The sequence below is a fragment of the Paraburkholderia dilworthii genome (assembly GCF_000472525.1).
GTDB lineage: Bacteria > Pseudomonadota > Gammaproteobacteria > Burkholderiales > Burkholderiaceae > Paraburkholderia > Paraburkholderia dilworthii.
The window spans coordinates 1-15,345 of the sequence record NZ_AWZT01000013.1 but is presented as its reverse complement, the minus strand read 5'-3'; the positions used below and the strand labels follow the sequence as shown (position 1 = coordinate 15,345).

Below are 15,345 nucleotides of genomic sequence, written 5' to 3'. Positions count from 1 at the left end.
CGCGGATTTTAAAGGAAAATCCGCGTCTTTGCCAGTGCAGCGGCGGGCTCTGTCCCGGGACGAAGCGCCGATTTACTTGTCCAGCCCAGCGGGCGGCCAGTTTTCGAGCTTCATGCCGAGCGTCAAACCACGCGACGCCAGTACTTCCTTGATTTCGTTCAGCGACTTGCGGCCCAGGTTCGGCGTCTTGAGCAACTCGTTTTCCGTGCGCTGGATCAGATCGCCGATGTAGTAGATGTTCTCAGCCTTCAGGCAGTTCGCCGAACGAACCGTCAATTCGAGATCATCGACCGGACGCAGCAGGATCGGATCGATCTGCGGCGCGCGCGACGGCGCTTCAGCCGTTGCTTCGGTGCCTTCCAGTGCAGCGAACACCGACAGTTGATCGACCAGAATGCGAGCCGATTGACGGATCGCTTCTTCCGGCGAGATCACACCGTTCGTTTCGATGTTCATCACGAGCTTGTCGAGGTCGGTACGCTGTTCGACACGAGCGCTTTCAACGGCGTAGCTCACGCGGCGAACCGGCGAGAACGACGCGTCAAGCACGATACGGCCGATGATCTTGGCCGACTCTTCGCCATAACGACGCACGTTGCCCGGCACGTAACCGCGGCCCTTCTCGACCTTGATCTGAACGTCGAGCTTGCCGCCCTTCGACAGATGCGCAATCACGTGATCGGGGTTGATCACTTCGCAATCATGCGCGAGCTCGATGTCGCCGGCGGTAACAACGCCTTCGCCTTCCTTGCGCAGCGTAACCGTCACTTCGTCACGGTTATGCAGCTTGAACACCACGCCCTTCAGGTTCAACAACAGGTTGACCACATCCTCTTGCACACCGTCGAGCGTCGAATACTCATGTACGACGCCTGCAATCGTCACTTCAGTCGGCGCATAGCCGATCATCGACGACAACAGCACGCGCCGGAGCGCGTTACCCAAGGTGTGGCCGTAACCGCGTTCAAACGGTTCCATGACCACTTTCGCGTGGCTTTCGCCCAGCGATTCAACTGCGATGATCTTGGGCTTCAACAAACTGGTTTGCATAGGTTTTCCTTTTCAATACCCTCGGCTCGTTACACCGATAAGGCTGACCGGTAACAACCTGAAAATAAACAGCCGGGACGCCCGCTTGCGCAACGCAATCGGGGTGCCCCGGCCATTAATCCGATTACCGCGAATACAATTCGACGATCAGGCTTTCGTTGATATCGCCAGCGATGTCGCTGCGTTCCGGCTTCGACTTGAACGTGCCTTCGAACTTCTTCGAATCGACAGCGACCCAGCTCGGCAAACCGCCTTGCTCAGCCAGCGACAGCGCTTCGAGAATACGCGCTTGCTTCTTCTTTTGTTCGCGCACTGCAACAACGTCGCCAGCCTTCACTTGCATCGACGGGATGTTCGACACGACGCCGTTCACCGTGATCGCCTTGTGGCTCACCAGCTGACGCGCTTCAGCGCGCGTCGAGCCGAAACCCATGCGATACACGACGTTATCCAGACGCGATTCAAGCAATTGCAGCAGGTTTTCACCCGTATTGCCCTTCAGACGGTCGGCTTCAGCGAAGTAACGGCGGAATTGACGCTCGAGAACACCGTAGATGCGCTTCACTTTTTGCTTTTCGCGCAGCTGCGTGCCGTAGTCGGACGTACGTGCACCCGAAGTGCGGCCATGCTGGCCAGGCTTGCTGTCGAGTTTGCACTTGTCAGCGAGCGAACGACGGGCGCTCTTCAGGAAGAGGTCAGTGCCTTCACGGCGGGACAGCTTGGCCTTAGGGCCGATATAACGTGCCACGTTGATTCCTTCGTTGATTGATCACGCGAGTGCAAGCACCCGCGCTAGTCCGAACCCTTTGGGTCGAACAGTGGGCTTAGTCAATTCAATAGCGCAAGCAGCCTGTTTCGCCGGTTACTACATCCGGCGGCAACAGGCGCTAGCGAAAACAGCGTCTTAGATACGACGACGCTTCGGCGGACGGCAGCCGTTGTGCGGAACCGGTGTCACGTCGGAGATCGCGGTGATCTTGATGCCAAGACCATGCAACGCGCGCACCGCCGACTCACGGCCAGGACCGGGGCCCTTAATCCGCACTTCGAGGTTCTTCACGCCGTATTCCATCGCCACGCGGCCAGCCGATTCGGCCGCCACCTGGGCTGCAAACGGGGTCGATTTACGCGAACCCTTGAAGCCCTGACCACCCGACGTTGCCCAGGCAAGTGCATTGCCTTGACGATCGGTGATCGTGATGATGGTGTTGTTGAACGACGCGTGAACGTGAACCACGCCCTCGGCGACGTTCTTCTTGACCTTCTTGCGAACGCGTTGCGCCGCGGAGTTGTTCGAAGCCTTAGCCATTACGTTTTCCTGTAACTGTCAGTTCCGCTTACTTCTTCAGCGATTGCGCTGCACGACGCGGACCCTTGCGCGTACGGGCATTCGTACGCGTACGCTGGCCGCGCAAGGGCAAGCCCTTACGATGCCGAACGCCACGGTAGCAGCCGAGATCCATCAGGCGCTTGATGTTCATCGTCGTTTCACGGCGCAGATCGCCTTCAACGATGAACTTGCCGACTTCTTCACGCAGCTTTTCGAGGTCTGCGTCGTTCAGGTCTTTGACCTTCTTCGAAAATGCCACACCAGCTGCGACGCAAATGTCGCGCGAGCGCGTGCGGCCGACACCGTAAATAGCCGTCAGGCCAATTTCAGTATGCTGGTGATTCGGGATGTTAACCCCTGCGATACGAGCCATTGTTTTTCCTCAAACAAAAAGCGCAAGCAAAAAGCGCGGCGTTCAGCCTTGACGCTGTTTGTGGCGCGGATCAGAGCTGCAAATCACGCGCACAACGCCTTTGCGCTTGATGATCTTGCAATTGCGGCAAATGCGCTTAACCGATGCCATCACTTTCATGATATTACCCTTTTTTCAAATCACTTCGCCCGGAACACGATCCGCGCACGCGACAGATCGTAAGGCGTCAATTCAACCGTCACCTTGTCGCCCGGCAGGATTCGGATGTAGTGCATCCGCATCTTGCCGGATATGTGTCCCAATACGACATGGCCGTTTTCCAGCTTCACCCTAAAGGTAGCGTTAGGCAGGTTTTCGATGACTTCACCCTGCATCTGGATAACATCGTCTTTGGCCATAAGTCCTTTCAACGCATCGGGACGCCGCCGCCTTTGAAATTAGCTTTCTTCAGCAGCGATTCATACTGTTGCGACATAACGTACGACTGCACCTGCGCCATGAAATCCATTGTGACGACGACAATGATCAGCAGCGACGTTCCACCAAAATAAAACGGCACGTTCCAGCGCAGCACCAGAAACTCGGGCAGCAGACAAACAAACACGATGTAGATCGCACCGGCCAGCGTCAGACGCGTCAGGATGCGGTCGATATATCGCGCCGTTTGATCGCCCGGGCGGATGCCAGGAACGAAAGCGCCACTCTTTTTCAGGTTGTCGGCCGTCTCTCTGCTGTTGAACACCAGTGCGGTGTAGAAGAAGCAGAAGAAAACGATCGCCAACGCGTACAGCAACACGTACACGGGTTGGCCGGGCTTAATGGCTTCGGCCACGTTGTGCAGTGTGTCTGCGAACCAGCTGGTACGCGACCCCGAACTGAACCAGTTCAGAATGGTTGCCGGGAAGAGAATGATCGACGATGCAAAGATCGGCGGAATCACGCCCGACATGTTCAACTTCAGCGGCAAATGCGAGGACTGGCCGCCGTAAATCTTGTTACCGACTTGCCGCTTGGCGTAGTTCACAAGAATCTTGCGCTGGCCACGTTCGATGAACACCACCAGATACGTCACAGCAGCGATCAGCGCGACGACGATAATCGCCGAGATGATGCTCATCGAGCCGGTTCGCACCAGTTCGAAAAGACCACCGATTGCATTCGGGAAACCCGCTGCAATGCCGCCGAAAATGATGATCGAGATACCGTTGCCAAGCCCGCGCTCCGTGATCTGCTCACCAAGCCACATCAGGAACATCGTGCCTGTCACCAGCGTCACGACCGTCGTCAACCGAAACACCATTCCCGGATCGATCACCAGAGCCGGCTGATTTTCCAATGCCACGGCAATGCCGAATGCCTGGAACGTTGCCAGCAAGACCGTGAAGATACGCGTGTACTGCGTGATCTTCCGCTGCCCCGCCTGCCCTTCCTTTTTCAGCGCTTCCAGCTGCGGCGAAACAATAGCCAGCAACTGCATGATGATCGACGCCGAGATATACGGCATGATCCCGAGCGCGAAAATCGTGAACCGCGAAAGCGCGCCACCCGAAAACATGTTAAACATGCCAAGGATGCCGCCCGACTGGCTCTGGAACAACTTTGCCAGCTGGTCCGGGTCGATACCCGGCACCGGAATGTGCGCGCCGATACGGTAGACGATCAGCGCCAGCAGCAGAAACACTGCCCGCCGACGCAGATCGCCAAACTTCGCCGCGCTGCGACCGGGTTTTGCGAGACTCGGGCTGTTAGCCAAGTACCTTCTCCGATGCAAATGCTAGTGACGGCAAATAACTTGCGCGTTACTCGGCAAAAGAGCCGCCGGCTGCTTCGATAGCAGCGCGCGCACCTTTCGTCGCACCCAGACCCTTCACAACGATCTTGCGCTTGAGTTCCCCCGTCGCGATGATCTTGGCGCTCCTGATCAGCTCGCCAACCAGACCGGCTTGCTTTAGAGCCAACAGGTCGACCTCGTCGACCGGCAGCTTTTCCAGATCGGAGAGACGCACTTCACCGACGAATTCCTTCGTCAGCGAGGTGAAGCCACGCTTCGGCAGGCGACGTTGCAGCGGCATTTGGCCGCCTTCGAAGCCAACCTTGTGAAAGCCGCCCGAACGCGACTTCTGCCCCTTGTGACCACGGCCGGCGGTCTTGCCGAGGCCGGAGCCGATGCCGCGACCAACGCGACGCTTTGCGTGCTTCGCGCCTTCAGCCGGCTTCAGGTTATTCAATTCCATTATCAACTCCTTGAGTCCTGGTCAGCCGCTTAGCTGATGACCTTAACGAGGTACGAAACCTTGTTGATCATGCCGCGCACGGCCGGCGTGTCCTGCAACTCGCTAACCGAGTTGAGTCGGCGCAGACCCAGGCCACGCACCGTTGCGCGGTGCGTTTCGCGGGTGCCGATCAGGCTCTTGACGAGCTGGACCTTGACAGTTTTATCAGACATGGTGTCCACCTTAGCCCAGAATATCTTCGACGGACTTGCCGCGCTTCGCCGCGATGTCACTCGGCGTGGACTGCTTGCGCAGACCGTCGAGCGTTGCACGAACGAGGTTGTACGGGTTCGTCGAACCGTGGCTCTTGGCCACAACGTTCTGCACGCCCATCACGTCGAACACTGCGCGCATCGGGCCGCCAGCGATCACACCGGTACCGTCCTTCGCCGGAGCGAGGAGGACCATCGATGCGCCGTGCTTACCATGCACTTCGTGTTGCAGGGTACCGTTCTTCAGCGGCACCTTGAACATGTTGCGGCGGGCTTGTTCCATCGCCTTCTGGACAGCGACAGGCACTTCCTTCGCCTTGCCCTTGCCCATACCGACGCGGCCATCACCGTCGCCAACCACGGTCAGTGCGGCGAAACCGAGAATACGGCCACCCTTCACGACCTTGGTCACGCGGTTGACCGAAATCATCTTTTCGCGCAGGCCGTCGTCGCGTTCGTCAGCCTGAACTTTCGCTTGCATCTTTGCCATGACGAATTCTTCCCTTAGAACTTGAGTCCGGCTTCGCGCGCCGCATCAGCCAGCGCTTTCACGCGGCCGTGGTAACGGAAACCCGAACGGTCGAAGGCGACGGATTCGATGCCGGCAGCCTTAGCCTTTTCTGCGATGCGCTTGCCAATCAGCGTAGCAGCAGCGACGTTGCCGCCCTTGCCCGTTTGATCAGCGAGTTGCGCACGCACTTCGGCCTCGAGCGTCGACGCACTGGCGAGCACCTTGGTGCCGCACGGCGAGAACACTTGCGCATAGATGTGCGTGTTCGTGCGATGCACGGCGAGACGCGCGACCTGCAGCTCAGCGATCTTGACACGCGTCTGACGAGCGCGGCGCAGGCGAGATTGAGTCTTATCCATGATTGCGCACCCTTACTTCTTCTTCGTTTCTTTGAGGATCACGACCTCGTTGGCGTAGCGCACACCCTTGCCCTTATAGGGCTCCGGCGGACGATAGCCGCGCACTTCTGCAGCGACCTGGCCAACTTTCTGCTTGTCGATTCCCTTGATCACGATTTCGGTTTGCGACGGGGTTTCAGCCTTCACGCCTTCCGGCATCTGGTGCACCACGGGGTGCGAGAAACCCAGCGACAGGTTCAGCTTGTCGCCTTGCGCCTGCGCGCGATAACCGACGCCAACCAGCGTCAGCTTGCGCTCGAAACCCTTCGTCACGCCGTTCACCATGTTCGCCACCAGTGCGCGCATCGTGCCCGACATCGCATTCGCTTCGCGGCTTTCGTCAACCGGCTCGATCTTCAGAATGCCGTTGTCGTTCACCACTTTCACGAGGCGGTTAGCCGCCTGCGTAATCGTACCCAGCGGGCCCTTGACGGTAATGCGATCGTCGCTCAGGGCCACTTCTGCGCCTTGCAGCGCGATCGGGCTTTTACCTACTCGAGACATGTTTCTCTCCTTTCGGCCTTAAGCGACGTAGCAGATGACTTCGCCGCCAACGCCCGTTGCGCGCGCCTTGCGGTCCGTCATCACGCCCTTCGGCGTCGACACGATTGCCACGCCGAGGCCATTCATGACCACGGGAATGTCGTTACGGCCGCGGTACACACGCAGACCGGGCTTGGAGACGCGTTCAATGCGCTCAATAACCGGACGGCCAGCGTAGTACTTCAACACGATATTCAATTCAGACTTCGCACCTTCGGACTTCACTGCGAAATCATCGATATAGCCTTCGTCCTTCAGGACCTGCGCAATCGCAACCTTGACTTTCGACGAGGGCATTGTCACCGAAACTTTCTCAACCATCTGCGCGTTGCGGATGCGAGTCAGCATATCGGCGATAGGATCACTCATGCTCATTTACGTTTCTCCTATTACCAGCTCGCCTTGGTCAGGCCAGGGATCTCGCCGCGGAACGCGATTTCGCGAATCTTGTTACGCGCCAGCCCGAATTTACGGAACGTACCGCGCGGGCGACCAGTAATCGCGCAACGATTGCGCTTACGGGTCGGGTTAGAGTTGCGCGGCAGTTGTTGCAATTCCAGACGTGCTGCGTAATGCTCTTCGTCCGACTTGCTCATATCGCCAATGATCGCCTTCAACTCTGCACGCTTAGGCGCGTACTTAGCAGCGAGGCGAGCCCGCTTCTTTTCACGTTCGATCAGTGCCAGTTTAGCCACGGTAACCTCAGTTTCTGAACGGGAACTTGAAGCTGGCGAGCAGAGCCTTTGCTTCGTCGTCGGTCTTCGCAGTCGTCGTGATGCTGATGTTCAGCCCACGCAGTGCGTCGATCTTGTCGTAGTCGATTTCGGGGAAAATGATCTGCTCTTTCACACCGATGTTGTAGTTGCCGCGACCATCGAACGCACGACCCGACACGCCACGGAAGTCACGCACACGGGGGAGCGCGACCGTCACGAAACGGTCCAGAAATTCGTACATTGCCTGACCACGTAACGTGACCATTGCACCGATCGGATAGCCCTGACGGATCTTGAAGCCAGCGATTGCCTTGCGTGCCTTCGTGATCACCGGCTTCTGGCCTGCGATCTTCGTCAGATCTCCAACGGCGTTTTCGATGATCTTCTTGTCAGCAACCGCTTCGCCAAGGCCCATGTTCAGGGTGATCTTGGTGATGCGCGGCACTTCCATCACGGACTTGTAACCGAACTTCTCGATGAGGCCGGGTACAACCTTCTCTTTGTAAAACTCTTGCAAACGAGCCATTTTTTTACTCCGCAGCGTCAGGCGCTCAGCTCGGCACCGGTCGTCTTAAGGAAACGGACTTTCTTGTCTCCTTCGACCTTGATGCCTACACGCGACGCCTTGCCATTCGCGTCGACCAATGCGACGTTCGAAATTTGCAGCGGCATCGTCTTGGCTTCCACACCGCCCGTCGTACCCTTCATCGGGTTCGGCTTGACGTGTTTCTTGACGAGGTTGATACCCTCGACAATCACTTTGCCTTCGCCAACGGACAGCACGACGCCGCGCTTGCCTTTATCTTTGCCGGTGATGACGATAACTTCGTCACCTTTGCGAATCTTGTTCATCGCGACTCCTTACAGCACTTCAGGTGCCAACGAAACGATCTTCATGAATCGTTCGCTGCGCAACTCGCGCGTGACAGGCCCGAAAATACGGGTGCCAATAGGTTCGAGCTTGGCATTCAACAACACTGCGGCATTGCCATCGAACTTGATCAGCGAGCCGTCCTGACGGCGCACGCCCTTGGCGGTACGAACCACCACGGCGTTATAAATTTCGCCTTTCTTCACGCGCCCGCGCGGCGTTGCTTCTTTGACGGTCACCTTGATGATGTCGCCAATGCTGGCATAACGACGCTTCGAGCCGCCGAGCACCTTGATGCACATGACTTCACGCGCACCCGTGTTGTCGGCCACTTCAAGCCGAGTTTCGGTCTGGATCATGGTTTATCTTTCCCAACTTAATCCGGTCACACCACCATGGCGTACCCGGTCAGTCTTGGTCCCGTCAGCCAATCGGCTGCTTGGGTTAGAACAGCAGCGACGGCAAACGAAACCCGCCATCGCAATCCGGTGAATCCTTCGGAACAGACTGGCGCCTGAACCGCTTCCCCCACCAACTTCGCCCGCGACGGGGCTCCCATAAAAGAGGGAAGACCGAGATTATAACAAATAATCCCGGCCTTGCAAGCGAAACTTACTGCGATTTCAATTACTTCTACAACTTTGCGGCGTCAGATGACGCGAGCAGCCTCGACCAGGCGAGCCACAACCCAAGCTTTCGTCTTCGAAATCGGACGCGTTTCCTGGATTTCAACGAGATCACCCTCGTTGTACGTGTTCGCATCGTCGTGCGCGTGGTACTTCTTCGAACGCACAACGTACTTGCCGTAGATCGGGTGCTTCACGCGGTGCTCGACCAGCACGGTGACCGTCTTGTCCATCTTGTTGCTGACGACCTTGCCGACCAGCGTCCGCTTGAGCGAGGTTTTTACGCTATCGTTCATTTCTGGTTCGCCTTCTCAGTCAGGACGGTCCGCACACGTGCGATGTCGCGACGGACCTTCTTCAGCTGGCTCGTATTCGTGAGCTGCTGGGTCGCGAGTTGCATGCGCAGGCCGAATTGCGCCTTCAACAGGTCCGACAGCTCCTTGTTGAGCGCGGCCTGATCTTTCTGGTGAAGTTCGGAAGCCTTCATCATTTGCTCCTTAGGCGCCGAGCTGACGCACGATAAACGTCGTCTTCAGCGGCAGCTTAGCTGCAGCCAGACGGAACGCTTCGCGTGCCAGCTCTTCGGTTACGCCGTCCATTTCGTACAGCATCTTGCCCGGTTGAATCTCTGCGACGTAGTACTCAGGGTTACCCTTACCGTTACCCATACGTACTTCAGCCGGCTTGTGCGAGATCGGCTTGTCCGGGAAGATGCGGATCCAGATGCGGCCACCACGCTTGATGTGACGCGTCATTGCACGACGTGCCGCTTCAATCTGGCGCGCGGTCAAGCGACCACGACCGATAGCCTTCAGGCCGAACTCACCGAACGACACCGCGTTGCCGCGGGTAGCCACACCGGTGTTACGACCCTTCTGCTCTTTGCGATACTTTCTGCGTTTCGGTTGCAGCATCGTTATTCTCCAGTCTTCCCGTCGCCGCCGGCACCGCCAGCACGACGAGGAGCGCCACGGCGTGCACCTGCCGGGCCACCACCTTCACCATCGCGACGCGGACGGCGATCGCCACCCGGACGTGCGTTGCGGCGAGGACGCTTTTCTTCGGCGACTTCTTCAACCACCGGTGCGTCGTTGCGGCCGAGCGTGTCGCCCTTGTAGACCCACACCTTCACGCCGATGATGCCGTACGTCGTCTTCGCTTCCGACGTTGCGTAGTCGATATCAGCACGCAGCGTATGAAGCGGCACGCGACCTTCGCGATACCATTCCGTACGGGCGATTTCGATACCGTTCAGGCGGCCAGCGCTCATGATCTTGATGCCTTGAGCACCCAGACGCATTGCGTTTTGCATCGCACGCTTCATCGCGCGGCGGAACATGATCCGGCGCTCGAGTTGTTGCGTGATCGAATCCGCGATCAGTTGCGCATCGGTTTCCGGCTTGCGGATTTCTTCGATGTTGACGTGGACCGGAACGCCCATGCGGCGTTGCAGTTCCGACTTCAGCAGTTCGATATCCTCGCCCTTCTTACCAATGACCACACCCGGACGCGAGCTATAAATCGTGATGCGCGCGTTTTTCGCCGGACGCTCGATAACGACGCGACCAACCGAAGCGTTCTTCAGCTTCTTCTTCAGGTATTCACGAACACCGATGTCTTCCTGCAACATCGTCGCGAAATTGTTGTTGTTCGCGTACCAACGCGACGCCCAATTGCGGCTGACGGCCAAACGGAAGCCAGTCGGATGAATTTTCTGTCCCATCGTATGACCCCTTAATTCCCGACCGTCACAGTGATGTGACAGGATTGCTTCTCGATGCGGTTACCGCGGCCTTTAGCGCGCGCGGTGAAACGCTTGAGCGACGCAGCCTTGTCGATGTAGATGCTCGTGATCTTGAGCTCATCGATATCGGCGCCTTCGTTATGCTCCGCATTCGCGATCGCCGACAGCACGACCTTTTTCACGATTCCCGCAGCCTTCTTCGGCGAGAACGTCAGAACGTTCAGCGCCTTGTCGACCGGCAAACCGCGGATCTGGTCAGCCACAAGGCGCGTTTTCTGCGCCGAGATGCGGGCACCGCGATGAATTGCTTTCACTTCCATCATGAGCCCCTTATTTCTTAGCCTTCTTGTCGGCTGCGTGACCCTTGAACGTACGGGTCAATGCAAACTCGCCAAGCTTGTGGCCGACCATGTTTTCCGAGATATACACCGGAACGTGTTGACGGCCGTTATGAACGGCGATCGTCAGACCGATGAAATCCGGGAGGATCGTCGAGCGACGCGACCAGGTTTTGATCGGCTTCTTATCCCGCGAAGCTGCTGCCGCCTCAACTTTCTTCAGCAAATGGGCGTCGCAGAACGGACCTTTTTTTACAGAACGTGCCATTGCCTACTCCTTAACGCTTGTGACGGCGCTGGACGATCATGCTCGTCGTGCGCTTGTTGCTGCGGGTGCGATAACCCTTAGCAGGCGTGCCCCACGGGCTCACCGGATCGCGACCTGCAGCCGTCTTGCCTTCACCACCGCCGTGCGGGTGATCGACCGGGTTCATTGCAACGCCGCGCACCGTCGGGCGGATACCGCGCCAGCGATTCGCGCCAGCCTTACCGATTTGACGGAGGCTATGCTCTTCGTTGCCAACTTCACCAATCGTCGCGCGGCACTCAACGTGGACGCGGCGGATTTCACCCGAGCGCAGGCGGACCTGTGCGTAGATGCCTTCACGAGCCAGCAACATCGCCGACGTACCAGCCGAACGCGCCATTTGCGCGCCCTTGCCCGGCAGCATTTCGATGCAGTGGATCGTCGTACCGACCGGGATGTTGCGGATCGGCAGCGTGTTGCCTGCGCGAATCGGCGCTTCCGAACCCGACATCAGTTGCTGACCGACGGTGAGCCCCTTCGGAGCGATGATGTAGCGGCGCTCGCCATCTGCGTACAGAACCAGCGCGATGTTCGCGCTACGGTTCGGATCGTATTCGAGGCGTTCGACCTTCGCTGCGATACCGTCCTTGTTGCGACGGAAATCGACGACACGATAGTGATGCTTGTGGCCACCACCCTTATGACGCGTGGTGATGTGGCCATTATTGTTACGGCCGGCGGTCGAGGACTGCGAGTCGAGCAGCGGTGCGAACGGCTTGCCCTTGTACAGATCCTTGTTGACCACCTTGACCATCGCGCGGCGACCCGGCGAAGTCGGCTTAACTTTAACGATTGCCATGATTACTTGGCCTCCGCTTCAAAGTTGATTTCCTGGCCGGGCTTCAGGCAGACATACGCCTTCTTCACGTCCTTGCGCTTGCCCATGAAGCGGCCAAAGCGCTTGGCTTTGCCTTTCGAGACCAGCACGTTGACGGAATTGACTTCCACCTTGAACAGCAGCTCGACTGCAGCTTTCACTTCCTGCTTCGTGGCATCGGGCGCGACTTCGAACACAACCTGCTCGTTCTTGTCGGCCACCAGCGTCGCCTTTTCGGAGATCACCGGCGCGAGCAGGACCTGCATCAAACGATGATCGTTTTTGCGAATCTCGCTCATGACAGCAACTCCTCGATCTGGGCGACCGCAGCCTTCGTGATCAGGATCTTCTTGAAGTAGATCAGCGACAGCGGGTCGGCGTAACGCGGCTCGACAACCGCCACATGGGCGAGGTTGCGCGACGCGAGGTACAGGTTTTCGTCAACCGTGTCGGTAATCACCAGCACGGAGTCGAGACCCATCGCCTTGAATTTTTCGGCCAGCAGCTTGGTCTTCGGTGCTTCGAGCGTCAGCTCGTCGACCACCGAGATGCGGCCTTCGCGGGCCAGCTGCGAGAAGATCGAGCAGAGCCCTGCGCGATGCATCTTCTTGTTGACCTTGTGCGAAAAGTTTTCTTCCGGCGAATTCGGGAAAATCCGGCCACCGCCACGCCACAAGGGGCTCGACGACATACCGGCACGGGCGCGGCCCGTACCCTTCTGGCGCCACGGCTTCTTGGTCGTGTGCTTGACCTGCTCACGATCCTTCTGCGCGCGGTTGCCGCTACGGGCATTCGCTTGATACGCAACCACCACCTGGTGAATCAGGGCTTCGTTGTAATCGCGGCCGAACACGACGTCCGACGCGCTAACGCCTGCGCCTTCCTGACCATTGGCATTCAGGAGCTTAAGTTCCATTATTTCGCTCCTTTCACGGCACGCGTCTTCACGGCCGGCGTAACGAATACCTTGCCACCCTTCGCACCCGGAACGGCGCCCTTGACCAACAACAGCTTGCGGTCAGCGTCGATACGAGCGATTTCGAGGTTTTGCACCGTTACCGTGTCGTCACCCATGTGACCGGTCATGCGCTTACCCGGGAAAACACGACCCGGATCCTGCGCCATACCGATCGAGCCCGGCACGTTGTGCGAGCGCGAGTTACCGTGCGATGCACGGCCGGATGCGAAGTTGTAACGCTTGATGGTACCGGCGTAGCCCTTACCGATCGACACGCCTTGCACGTCGACCTTCTGGCCTACTTCGAACAGGTCAGGACCGACCACGGTGCCGCTCGACAACTCGGCAGCCTTAGCGGCGTCGATCTGGAATTCTTTGAGGATTTCACCGGCTTGAACACCGGCTTTGGCGAGATGACCGGCCAACGGCTTCGTCACACGCGATGCACGGCGCGTACCGAATGCAACCTGCACGGCCGTGTAGCCGTCGGTTTCAACAGTCTTGATCTGCGTCACGCGGTTGTCGGACACGTCCAGCACGGTAACGGGAATCGAATCCCCTTCTGCCGTGAAGATACGGGTCATGCCAACCTTGCGACCTACGAGTCCAAGGCTCATCGTTTTCTCCATTCCCGACTGCGATTGGTCGGGGCTAATTTACAAAATGCCGGTGCCGTTTCGGGCATGAAATCATGCTGCAGCACACCGACTTTTTTGCGCAAATGCGCGAAAAGCCTTGCATTATAGCGAGGCTTTTCGTTTTTCGCAAGCAATCAAAGACTTAGCGTTGCCCGACAAGCTGGGTAACGTTTGGGAGCCTTATTGCAGCTTGATTTCGACGTCCACGCCAGCCGGCAGGTCCAGCTTCATCAGCGCGTCGACGGTCTTGTCCGTCGGATCGACGATGTCCATCAGGCGTTGGTGCGTACGGATTTCGAGCTGATCGCGCGACGTCTTGTTGACGTGCGGCGAACGAAGGATGTCGAAACGTTGAATGCGAGTCGGCAGGGGCACCGGACCACGAACGATTGCGCCAGTCCGCTTCGCGGTGTCGACGATTTCAGCAGCCGATTGATCGATCAGGCGATAGTCGAAAGCCTTAAGGCGAATACGGATTTTCTGGTTCTGCATGACAATTCCTTGGAAAAGAGCGAGGCGGTATTGCGCCGCCAGATAGTAAAAGAACGTAGAGCCGGGCATGAGATAGAAGTAAGCGTTGTGAAGCGCTAACTCCTATCGACAGGCGCCCGGCTCCGGGCGCCACCTAAAGCAAAGTCAATCTGCGATTTTACTCGAGAATCTTGGCAACCACACCTGCGCCGACGGTACGGCCACCTTCGCGGATAGCGAAGCGCAGACCTTCTTCCATCGCGATCGGATTGATCAGTTTCACCGTGATCGACACGTTGTCGCCCGGCATGACCATTTCCTTGTCCTTCGGCAACTCGATCGAGCCCGTCACGTCCGTCGTACGGAAGTAAAACTGCGGACGATAGTTGTTGAAGAACGGCGTGTGACGGCCGCCTTCGTCCTTGCTCAGCACGTACACCTCAGCCGTGAAGTGCGTATGCGGGTTGATCGAACCCGGCTTGGCCAGCACCTGGCCACGCTCCACGTCTTCGCGCTTCGTGCCGCGCAGCAGGATACCGACGTTGTCGCCCGCCTGACCCTGGTCGAGCAGCTTGCGGAACATTTCCACGCCCGTGCAGGTCGTCTTCACCGTCGGCTTGATACCAACGATCTCGATTTCCTCGCCGACCTTCACGACGCCGCGCTCAACGCGACCCGTCACCACCGTGCCGCGACCCGAGATCGAGAACACGTCTTCCACCGGCATCAGGAACGCGCCATCCACTGCGCGCTCCGGCGTCGGGATGTACGTGTCCAGCGCGTCGGCCAGATTCATGATCGCCACTTCGCCCAGCTCGCCCTTGTCGCCTTCCAGCGCCAGCTTCGCCGAACCCTTGATGATCGGCGTGTCGTCGCCCGGGAAGTCGTACTTCGACAGAAGCTCGCGCACTTCCATCTCGACCAGCTCCAGCAGCTCGGCGTCGTCCACCATGTCGCACTTGTTCAGGAANACGATGATGTACGGCACACCGACCTGACGCGCCAGCAGGATGTGCTCACGCGTTTGCGGCATCGGGCCGTCAGCGGCCGAGCACACCAGGATCGCGCCGTCCATCTGTGCGGCGCCCGTGATCATGTTCTTCACATAGTCAGCGTGGCCCGGGCAGTCAACGTGCGCGTAGTGGCGGTTAGCCGTTTCGTACTCGACG

29 protein-coding genes are annotated in these 15,345 nt (G+C 58.2%); all 29 read right to left on the bottom strand.

Annotated features, from left to right (window positions below; translation table 11 throughout):
• Positions 1–72 precede the first annotated feature (72 nt).
• Entirely contained in the window at positions 73–1,050 is a 978-nt protein-coding gene (locus tag F759_RS0113880; protein WP_006052226.1) for a DNA-directed RNA polymerase subunit alpha, read from the bottom strand.
• A 124-nt stretch (positions 1,051–1,174) separates the two neighbouring features.
• The gene (gene rpsD / locus F759_RS0113875; RefSeq protein WP_027800372.1) at positions 1,175–1,798 is read right to left on the bottom strand and encodes a 30S ribosomal protein S4; all 624 of its coding nucleotides are present in this window, start codon (positions 1,796–1,798) and stop codon (positions 1,175–1,177) included.
• Positions 1,799–1,954: 156 nt separating this feature from the next.
• Positions 1,955–2,359: a 30S ribosomal protein S11 gene (gene rpsK / locus F759_RS0113870; protein ID WP_006052224.1), complete on the bottom strand. Its 405-nt coding sequence runs from the start codon at positions 2,357–2,359 to the stop codon at positions 1,955–1,957.
• A 28-nt stretch (positions 2,360–2,387) separates the two neighbouring features.
• Positions 2,388–2,753 (bottom strand): 30S ribosomal protein S13, encoded by a 366-nt coding sequence (rpsM, locus tag F759_RS0113865; protein WP_012434566.1) that lies wholly within the window; start codon positions 2,751–2,753, stop codon positions 2,388–2,390.
• Between the two features lie 42 nt (positions 2,754–2,795).
• On the bottom strand, positions 2,796–2,912 hold the full coding sequence (gene rpmJ / locus F759_RS0113860; protein WP_004199844.1) for a 50S ribosomal protein L36: 117 nt from the start codon (positions 2,910–2,912) through the stop codon (positions 2,796–2,798).
• A gap of 20 nt (positions 2,913–2,932) precedes the next feature.
• Entirely contained in the window at positions 2,933–3,151 is a 219-nt protein-coding gene (gene infA / locus F759_RS0113855; RefSeq protein WP_004521905.1) for a translation initiation factor IF-1, read from the bottom strand.
• 8 nt (positions 3,152–3,159) lie between these two features.
• Positions 3,160–4,506 (bottom strand): preprotein translocase subunit SecY, encoded by a 1,347-nt coding sequence (gene secY / locus F759_RS0113850; protein WP_027800371.1) that lies wholly within the window; start codon positions 4,504–4,506, stop codon positions 3,160–3,162.
• 46 nt (positions 4,507–4,552) lie between these two features.
• Entirely contained in the window at positions 4,553–4,987 is a 435-nt protein-coding gene (rplO, locus tag F759_RS0113845) for a 50S ribosomal protein L15 (protein WP_027800370.1), read from the bottom strand.
• A 29-nt stretch (positions 4,988–5,016) separates the two neighbouring features.
• Entirely contained in the window at positions 5,017–5,199 is a 183-nt protein-coding gene (gene rpmD / locus F759_RS0113840) for a 50S ribosomal protein L30 (RefSeq protein WP_007180126.1), read from the bottom strand.
• 10 nt (positions 5,200–5,209) lie between these two features.
• Positions 5,210–5,728, bottom strand: a complete 519-nt coding sequence (rpsE, locus tag F759_RS0113835) for a 30S ribosomal protein S5 (RefSeq protein WP_013340735.1) — start codon at positions 5,726–5,728, stop codon at positions 5,210–5,212.
• Between the two features lie 14 nt (positions 5,729–5,742).
• A complete protein-coding gene (rplR, locus tag F759_RS0113830; protein ID WP_027800369.1) occupies positions 5,743–6,108 on the bottom strand; it encodes a 50S ribosomal protein L18 in 366 nt (121 codons plus the stop codon).
• Between the two features lie 12 nt (positions 6,109–6,120).
• Positions 6,121–6,651: a 50S ribosomal protein L6 gene (rplF, locus tag F759_RS0113825; protein WP_006052217.1), complete on the bottom strand. Its 531-nt coding sequence runs from the start codon at positions 6,649–6,651 to the stop codon at positions 6,121–6,123.
• A gap of 18 nt (positions 6,652–6,669) precedes the next feature.
• Positions 6,670–7,065, bottom strand: coding sequence for a 30S ribosomal protein S8 (rpsH, locus tag F759_RS0113820; RefSeq protein ID WP_006052216.1), 396 nt, complete (start codon positions 7,063–7,065; stop codon positions 6,670–6,672).
• A 14-nt stretch (positions 7,066–7,079) separates the two neighbouring features.
• A complete protein-coding gene (gene rpsN / locus F759_RS0113815) occupies positions 7,080–7,385 on the bottom strand; it encodes a 30S ribosomal protein S14 (protein ID WP_006052215.1) in 306 nt (101 codons plus the stop codon).
• 7 nt (positions 7,386–7,392) lie between these two features.
• Complete coding sequence (gene rplE / locus F759_RS0113810; RefSeq protein ID WP_006052214.1) at positions 7,393–7,932, bottom strand: 50S ribosomal protein L5; 540 nt, start codon at positions 7,930–7,932, stop codon at positions 7,393–7,395.
• Positions 7,933–7,949: 17 nt separating this feature from the next.
• Complete coding sequence (rplX, locus tag F759_RS0113805; RefSeq protein ID WP_006052213.1) at positions 7,950–8,258, bottom strand: 50S ribosomal protein L24; 309 nt, start codon at positions 8,256–8,258, stop codon at positions 7,950–7,952.
• 9 nt (positions 8,259–8,267) lie between these two features.
• Complete coding sequence (gene rplN, locus F759_RS0113800) at positions 8,268–8,636, bottom strand: 50S ribosomal protein L14 (protein WP_006052212.1); 369 nt, start codon at positions 8,634–8,636, stop codon at positions 8,268–8,270.
• A gap of 290 nt (positions 8,637–8,926) precedes the next feature.
• Positions 8,927–9,199 (bottom strand): 30S ribosomal protein S17, encoded by a 273-nt coding sequence (rpsQ, locus tag F759_RS0113795; protein WP_007180129.1) that lies wholly within the window; start codon positions 9,197–9,199, stop codon positions 8,927–8,929.
• Positions 9,196–9,390, bottom strand: a complete 195-nt coding sequence (gene rpmC / locus F759_RS0113790) for a 50S ribosomal protein L29 (protein WP_007180130.1) — start codon at positions 9,388–9,390, stop codon at positions 9,196–9,198. Before rpmC ends, rpsQ begins: the two co-directional genes overlap by 4 nt.
• 10 nt (positions 9,391–9,400) lie before the next feature.
• Entirely contained in the window at positions 9,401–9,817 is a 417-nt protein-coding gene (gene rplP, locus F759_RS0113785) for a 50S ribosomal protein L16 (RefSeq protein WP_013340739.1), read from the bottom strand.
• A gap of 2 nt (positions 9,818–9,819) precedes the next feature.
• A complete protein-coding gene (gene rpsC / locus F759_RS0113780) occupies positions 9,820–10,626 on the bottom strand; it encodes a 30S ribosomal protein S3 (RefSeq protein WP_027800368.1) in 807 nt (268 codons plus the stop codon).
• An 11-nt stretch (positions 10,627–10,637) separates the two neighbouring features.
• The gene (gene rplV, locus F759_RS0113775; protein ID WP_007180133.1) at positions 10,638–10,970 is read right to left on the bottom strand and encodes a 50S ribosomal protein L22; all 333 of its coding nucleotides are present in this window, start codon (positions 10,968–10,970) and stop codon (positions 10,638–10,640) included.
• Positions 10,971–10,977: 7 nt separating this feature from the next.
• On the bottom strand, positions 10,978–11,253 hold the full coding sequence (gene rpsS, locus F759_RS0113770; protein WP_004199273.1) for a 30S ribosomal protein S19: 276 nt from the start codon (positions 11,251–11,253) through the stop codon (positions 10,978–10,980).
• A gap of 10 nt (positions 11,254–11,263) precedes the next feature.
• Positions 11,264–12,091 carry a 50S ribosomal protein L2 gene (rplB, locus tag F759_RS0113765; protein ID WP_025601735.1) on the bottom strand — a complete coding sequence of 276 codons (828 nt, stop codon included), beginning with the start codon at positions 12,089–12,091 and terminating at the stop codon, positions 11,264–11,266.
• Between the two features lie 2 nt (positions 12,092–12,093).
• Positions 12,094–12,408 (bottom strand): 50S ribosomal protein L23, encoded by a 315-nt coding sequence (gene rplW / locus F759_RS0113760; RefSeq protein WP_007180135.1) that lies wholly within the window; start codon positions 12,406–12,408, stop codon positions 12,094–12,096.
• Positions 12,405–13,025, bottom strand: a complete 621-nt coding sequence (gene rplD / locus F759_RS0113755) for a 50S ribosomal protein L4 (protein ID WP_007180136.1) — start codon at positions 13,023–13,025, stop codon at positions 12,405–12,407. Before rplD ends, rplW begins: the two co-directional genes overlap by 4 nt.
• On the bottom strand, positions 13,025–13,684 hold the full coding sequence (rplC, locus tag F759_RS0113750) for a 50S ribosomal protein L3 (RefSeq protein ID WP_027800367.1): 660 nt from the start codon (positions 13,682–13,684) through the stop codon (positions 13,025–13,027). The genes rplD and rplC overlap by 1 nt, the downstream gene beginning before the upstream one ends.
• A 201-nt stretch (positions 13,685–13,885) precedes the next feature.
• Positions 13,886–14,197 (bottom strand): 30S ribosomal protein S10, encoded by a 312-nt coding sequence (gene rpsJ, locus F759_RS0113745; RefSeq protein WP_006998489.1) that lies wholly within the window; start codon positions 14,195–14,197, stop codon positions 13,886–13,888.
• Between the two features lie 157 nt (positions 14,198–14,354).
• Positions 14,355–15,345 (bottom strand): elongation factor Tu (gene tuf / locus F759_RS0113740; RefSeq protein ID WP_027800366.1); only part of this gene is annotated, 991 nt, incomplete at its 5' end.

Excerpts from the sequence above, each read along its gene's own strand:
- F759_RS0113880 (WP_006052226.1), bottom strand. The coding sequence starts at position 1,050 with ATGCAAACCAGTTTGTTGAAGCCCAAGATCATCGCAGTTGAATCGCTG.
- rpsK (WP_006052224.1), bottom strand. The coding sequence starts at position 2,359 with ATGGCTAAGGCTTCGAACAACTCCGCGGCGCAACGCGTTCGCAAGAAG.
- rpsM (WP_012434566.1), bottom strand. The coding sequence starts at position 2,753 with ATGGCTCGTATCGCAGGGGTTAACATCCCGAATCACCAGCATACTGAA.
- rpmJ (WP_004199844.1), bottom strand. The coding sequence starts at position 2,912 with ATGAAAGTGATGGCATCGGTTAAGCGCATTTGCCGCAATTGCAAGATC.
- infA (WP_004521905.1), bottom strand. The coding sequence starts at position 3,151 with ATGGCCAAAGACGATGTTATCCAGATGCAGGGTGAAGTCATCGAAAAC.
- rplO (WP_027800370.1), bottom strand. The coding sequence starts at position 4,987 with ATGGAATTGAATAACCTGAAGCCGGCTGAAGGCGCGAAGCACGCAAAG.
- rpmD (WP_007180126.1), bottom strand. The coding sequence starts at position 5,199 with ATGTCTGATAAAACTGTCAAGGTCCAGCTCGTCAAGAGCCTGATCGGC.
- rpsE (WP_013340735.1), bottom strand. The coding sequence starts at position 5,728 with ATGGCAAAGATGCAAGCGAAAGTTCAGGCTGACGAACGCGACGACGGC.
- rplR (WP_027800369.1), bottom strand. The coding sequence starts at position 6,108 with ATGGATAAGACTCAATCTCGCCTGCGCCGCGCTCGTCAGACGCGTGTC.
- rplF (WP_006052217.1), bottom strand. The coding sequence starts at position 6,651 with ATGTCTCGAGTAGGTAAAAGCCCGATCGCGCTGCAAGGCGCAGAAGTG.
- rpsH (WP_006052216.1), bottom strand. The coding sequence starts at position 7,065 with ATGAGCATGAGTGATCCTATCGCCGATATGCTGACTCGCATCCGCAAC.
- rplE (WP_006052214.1), bottom strand. The coding sequence starts at position 7,932 with ATGGCTCGTTTGCAAGAGTTTTACAAAGAGAAGGTTGTACCCGGCCTC.
- rplX (WP_006052213.1), bottom strand. The coding sequence starts at position 8,258 with ATGAACAAGATTCGCAAAGGTGACGAAGTTATCGTCATCACCGGCAAA.
- rplN (WP_006052212.1), bottom strand. The coding sequence starts at position 8,636 with ATGATCCAGACCGAAACTCGGCTTGAAGTGGCCGACAACACGGGTGCG.
- rpsQ (WP_007180129.1), bottom strand. The coding sequence starts at position 9,199 with ATGAACGATAGCGTAAAAACCTCGCTCAAGCGGACGCTGGTCGGCAAG.
- rpmC (WP_007180130.1), bottom strand. The coding sequence starts at position 9,390 with ATGAAGGCTTCCGAACTTCACCAGAAAGATCAGGCCGCGCTCAACAAG.
- rplP (WP_013340739.1), bottom strand. The coding sequence starts at position 9,817 with ATGCTGCAACCGAAACGCAGAAAGTATCGCAAAGAGCAGAAGGGTCGT.
- rpsC (WP_027800368.1), bottom strand. The coding sequence starts at position 10,626 with ATGGGACAGAAAATTCATCCGACTGGCTTCCGTTTGGCCGTCAGCCGC.
- rplV (WP_007180133.1), bottom strand. The coding sequence starts at position 10,970 with ATGATGGAAGTGAAAGCAATTCATCGCGGTGCCCGCATCTCGGCGCAG.
- rpsS (WP_004199273.1), bottom strand. The coding sequence starts at position 11,253 with ATGGCACGTTCTGTAAAAAAAGGTCCGTTCTGCGACGCCCATTTGCTG.
- rplB (WP_025601735.1), bottom strand. The coding sequence starts at position 12,091 with ATGGCAATCGTTAAAGTTAAGCCGACTTCGCCGGGTCGCCGCGCGATG.
- rplW (WP_007180135.1), bottom strand. The coding sequence starts at position 12,408 with ATGAGCGAGATTCGCAAAAACGATCATCGTTTGATGCAGGTCCTGCTC.
- rplD (WP_007180136.1), bottom strand. The coding sequence starts at position 13,025 with ATGGAACTTAAGCTCCTGAATGCCAATGGTCAGGAAGGCGCAGGCGTT.
- rplC (WP_027800367.1), bottom strand. The coding sequence starts at position 13,684 with ATGAGCCTTGGACTCGTAGGTCGCAAGGTTGGCATGACCCGTATCTTC.
- rpsJ (WP_006998489.1), bottom strand. The coding sequence starts at position 14,197 with ATGCAGAACCAGAAAATCCGTATTCGCCTTAAGGCTTTCGACTATCGC.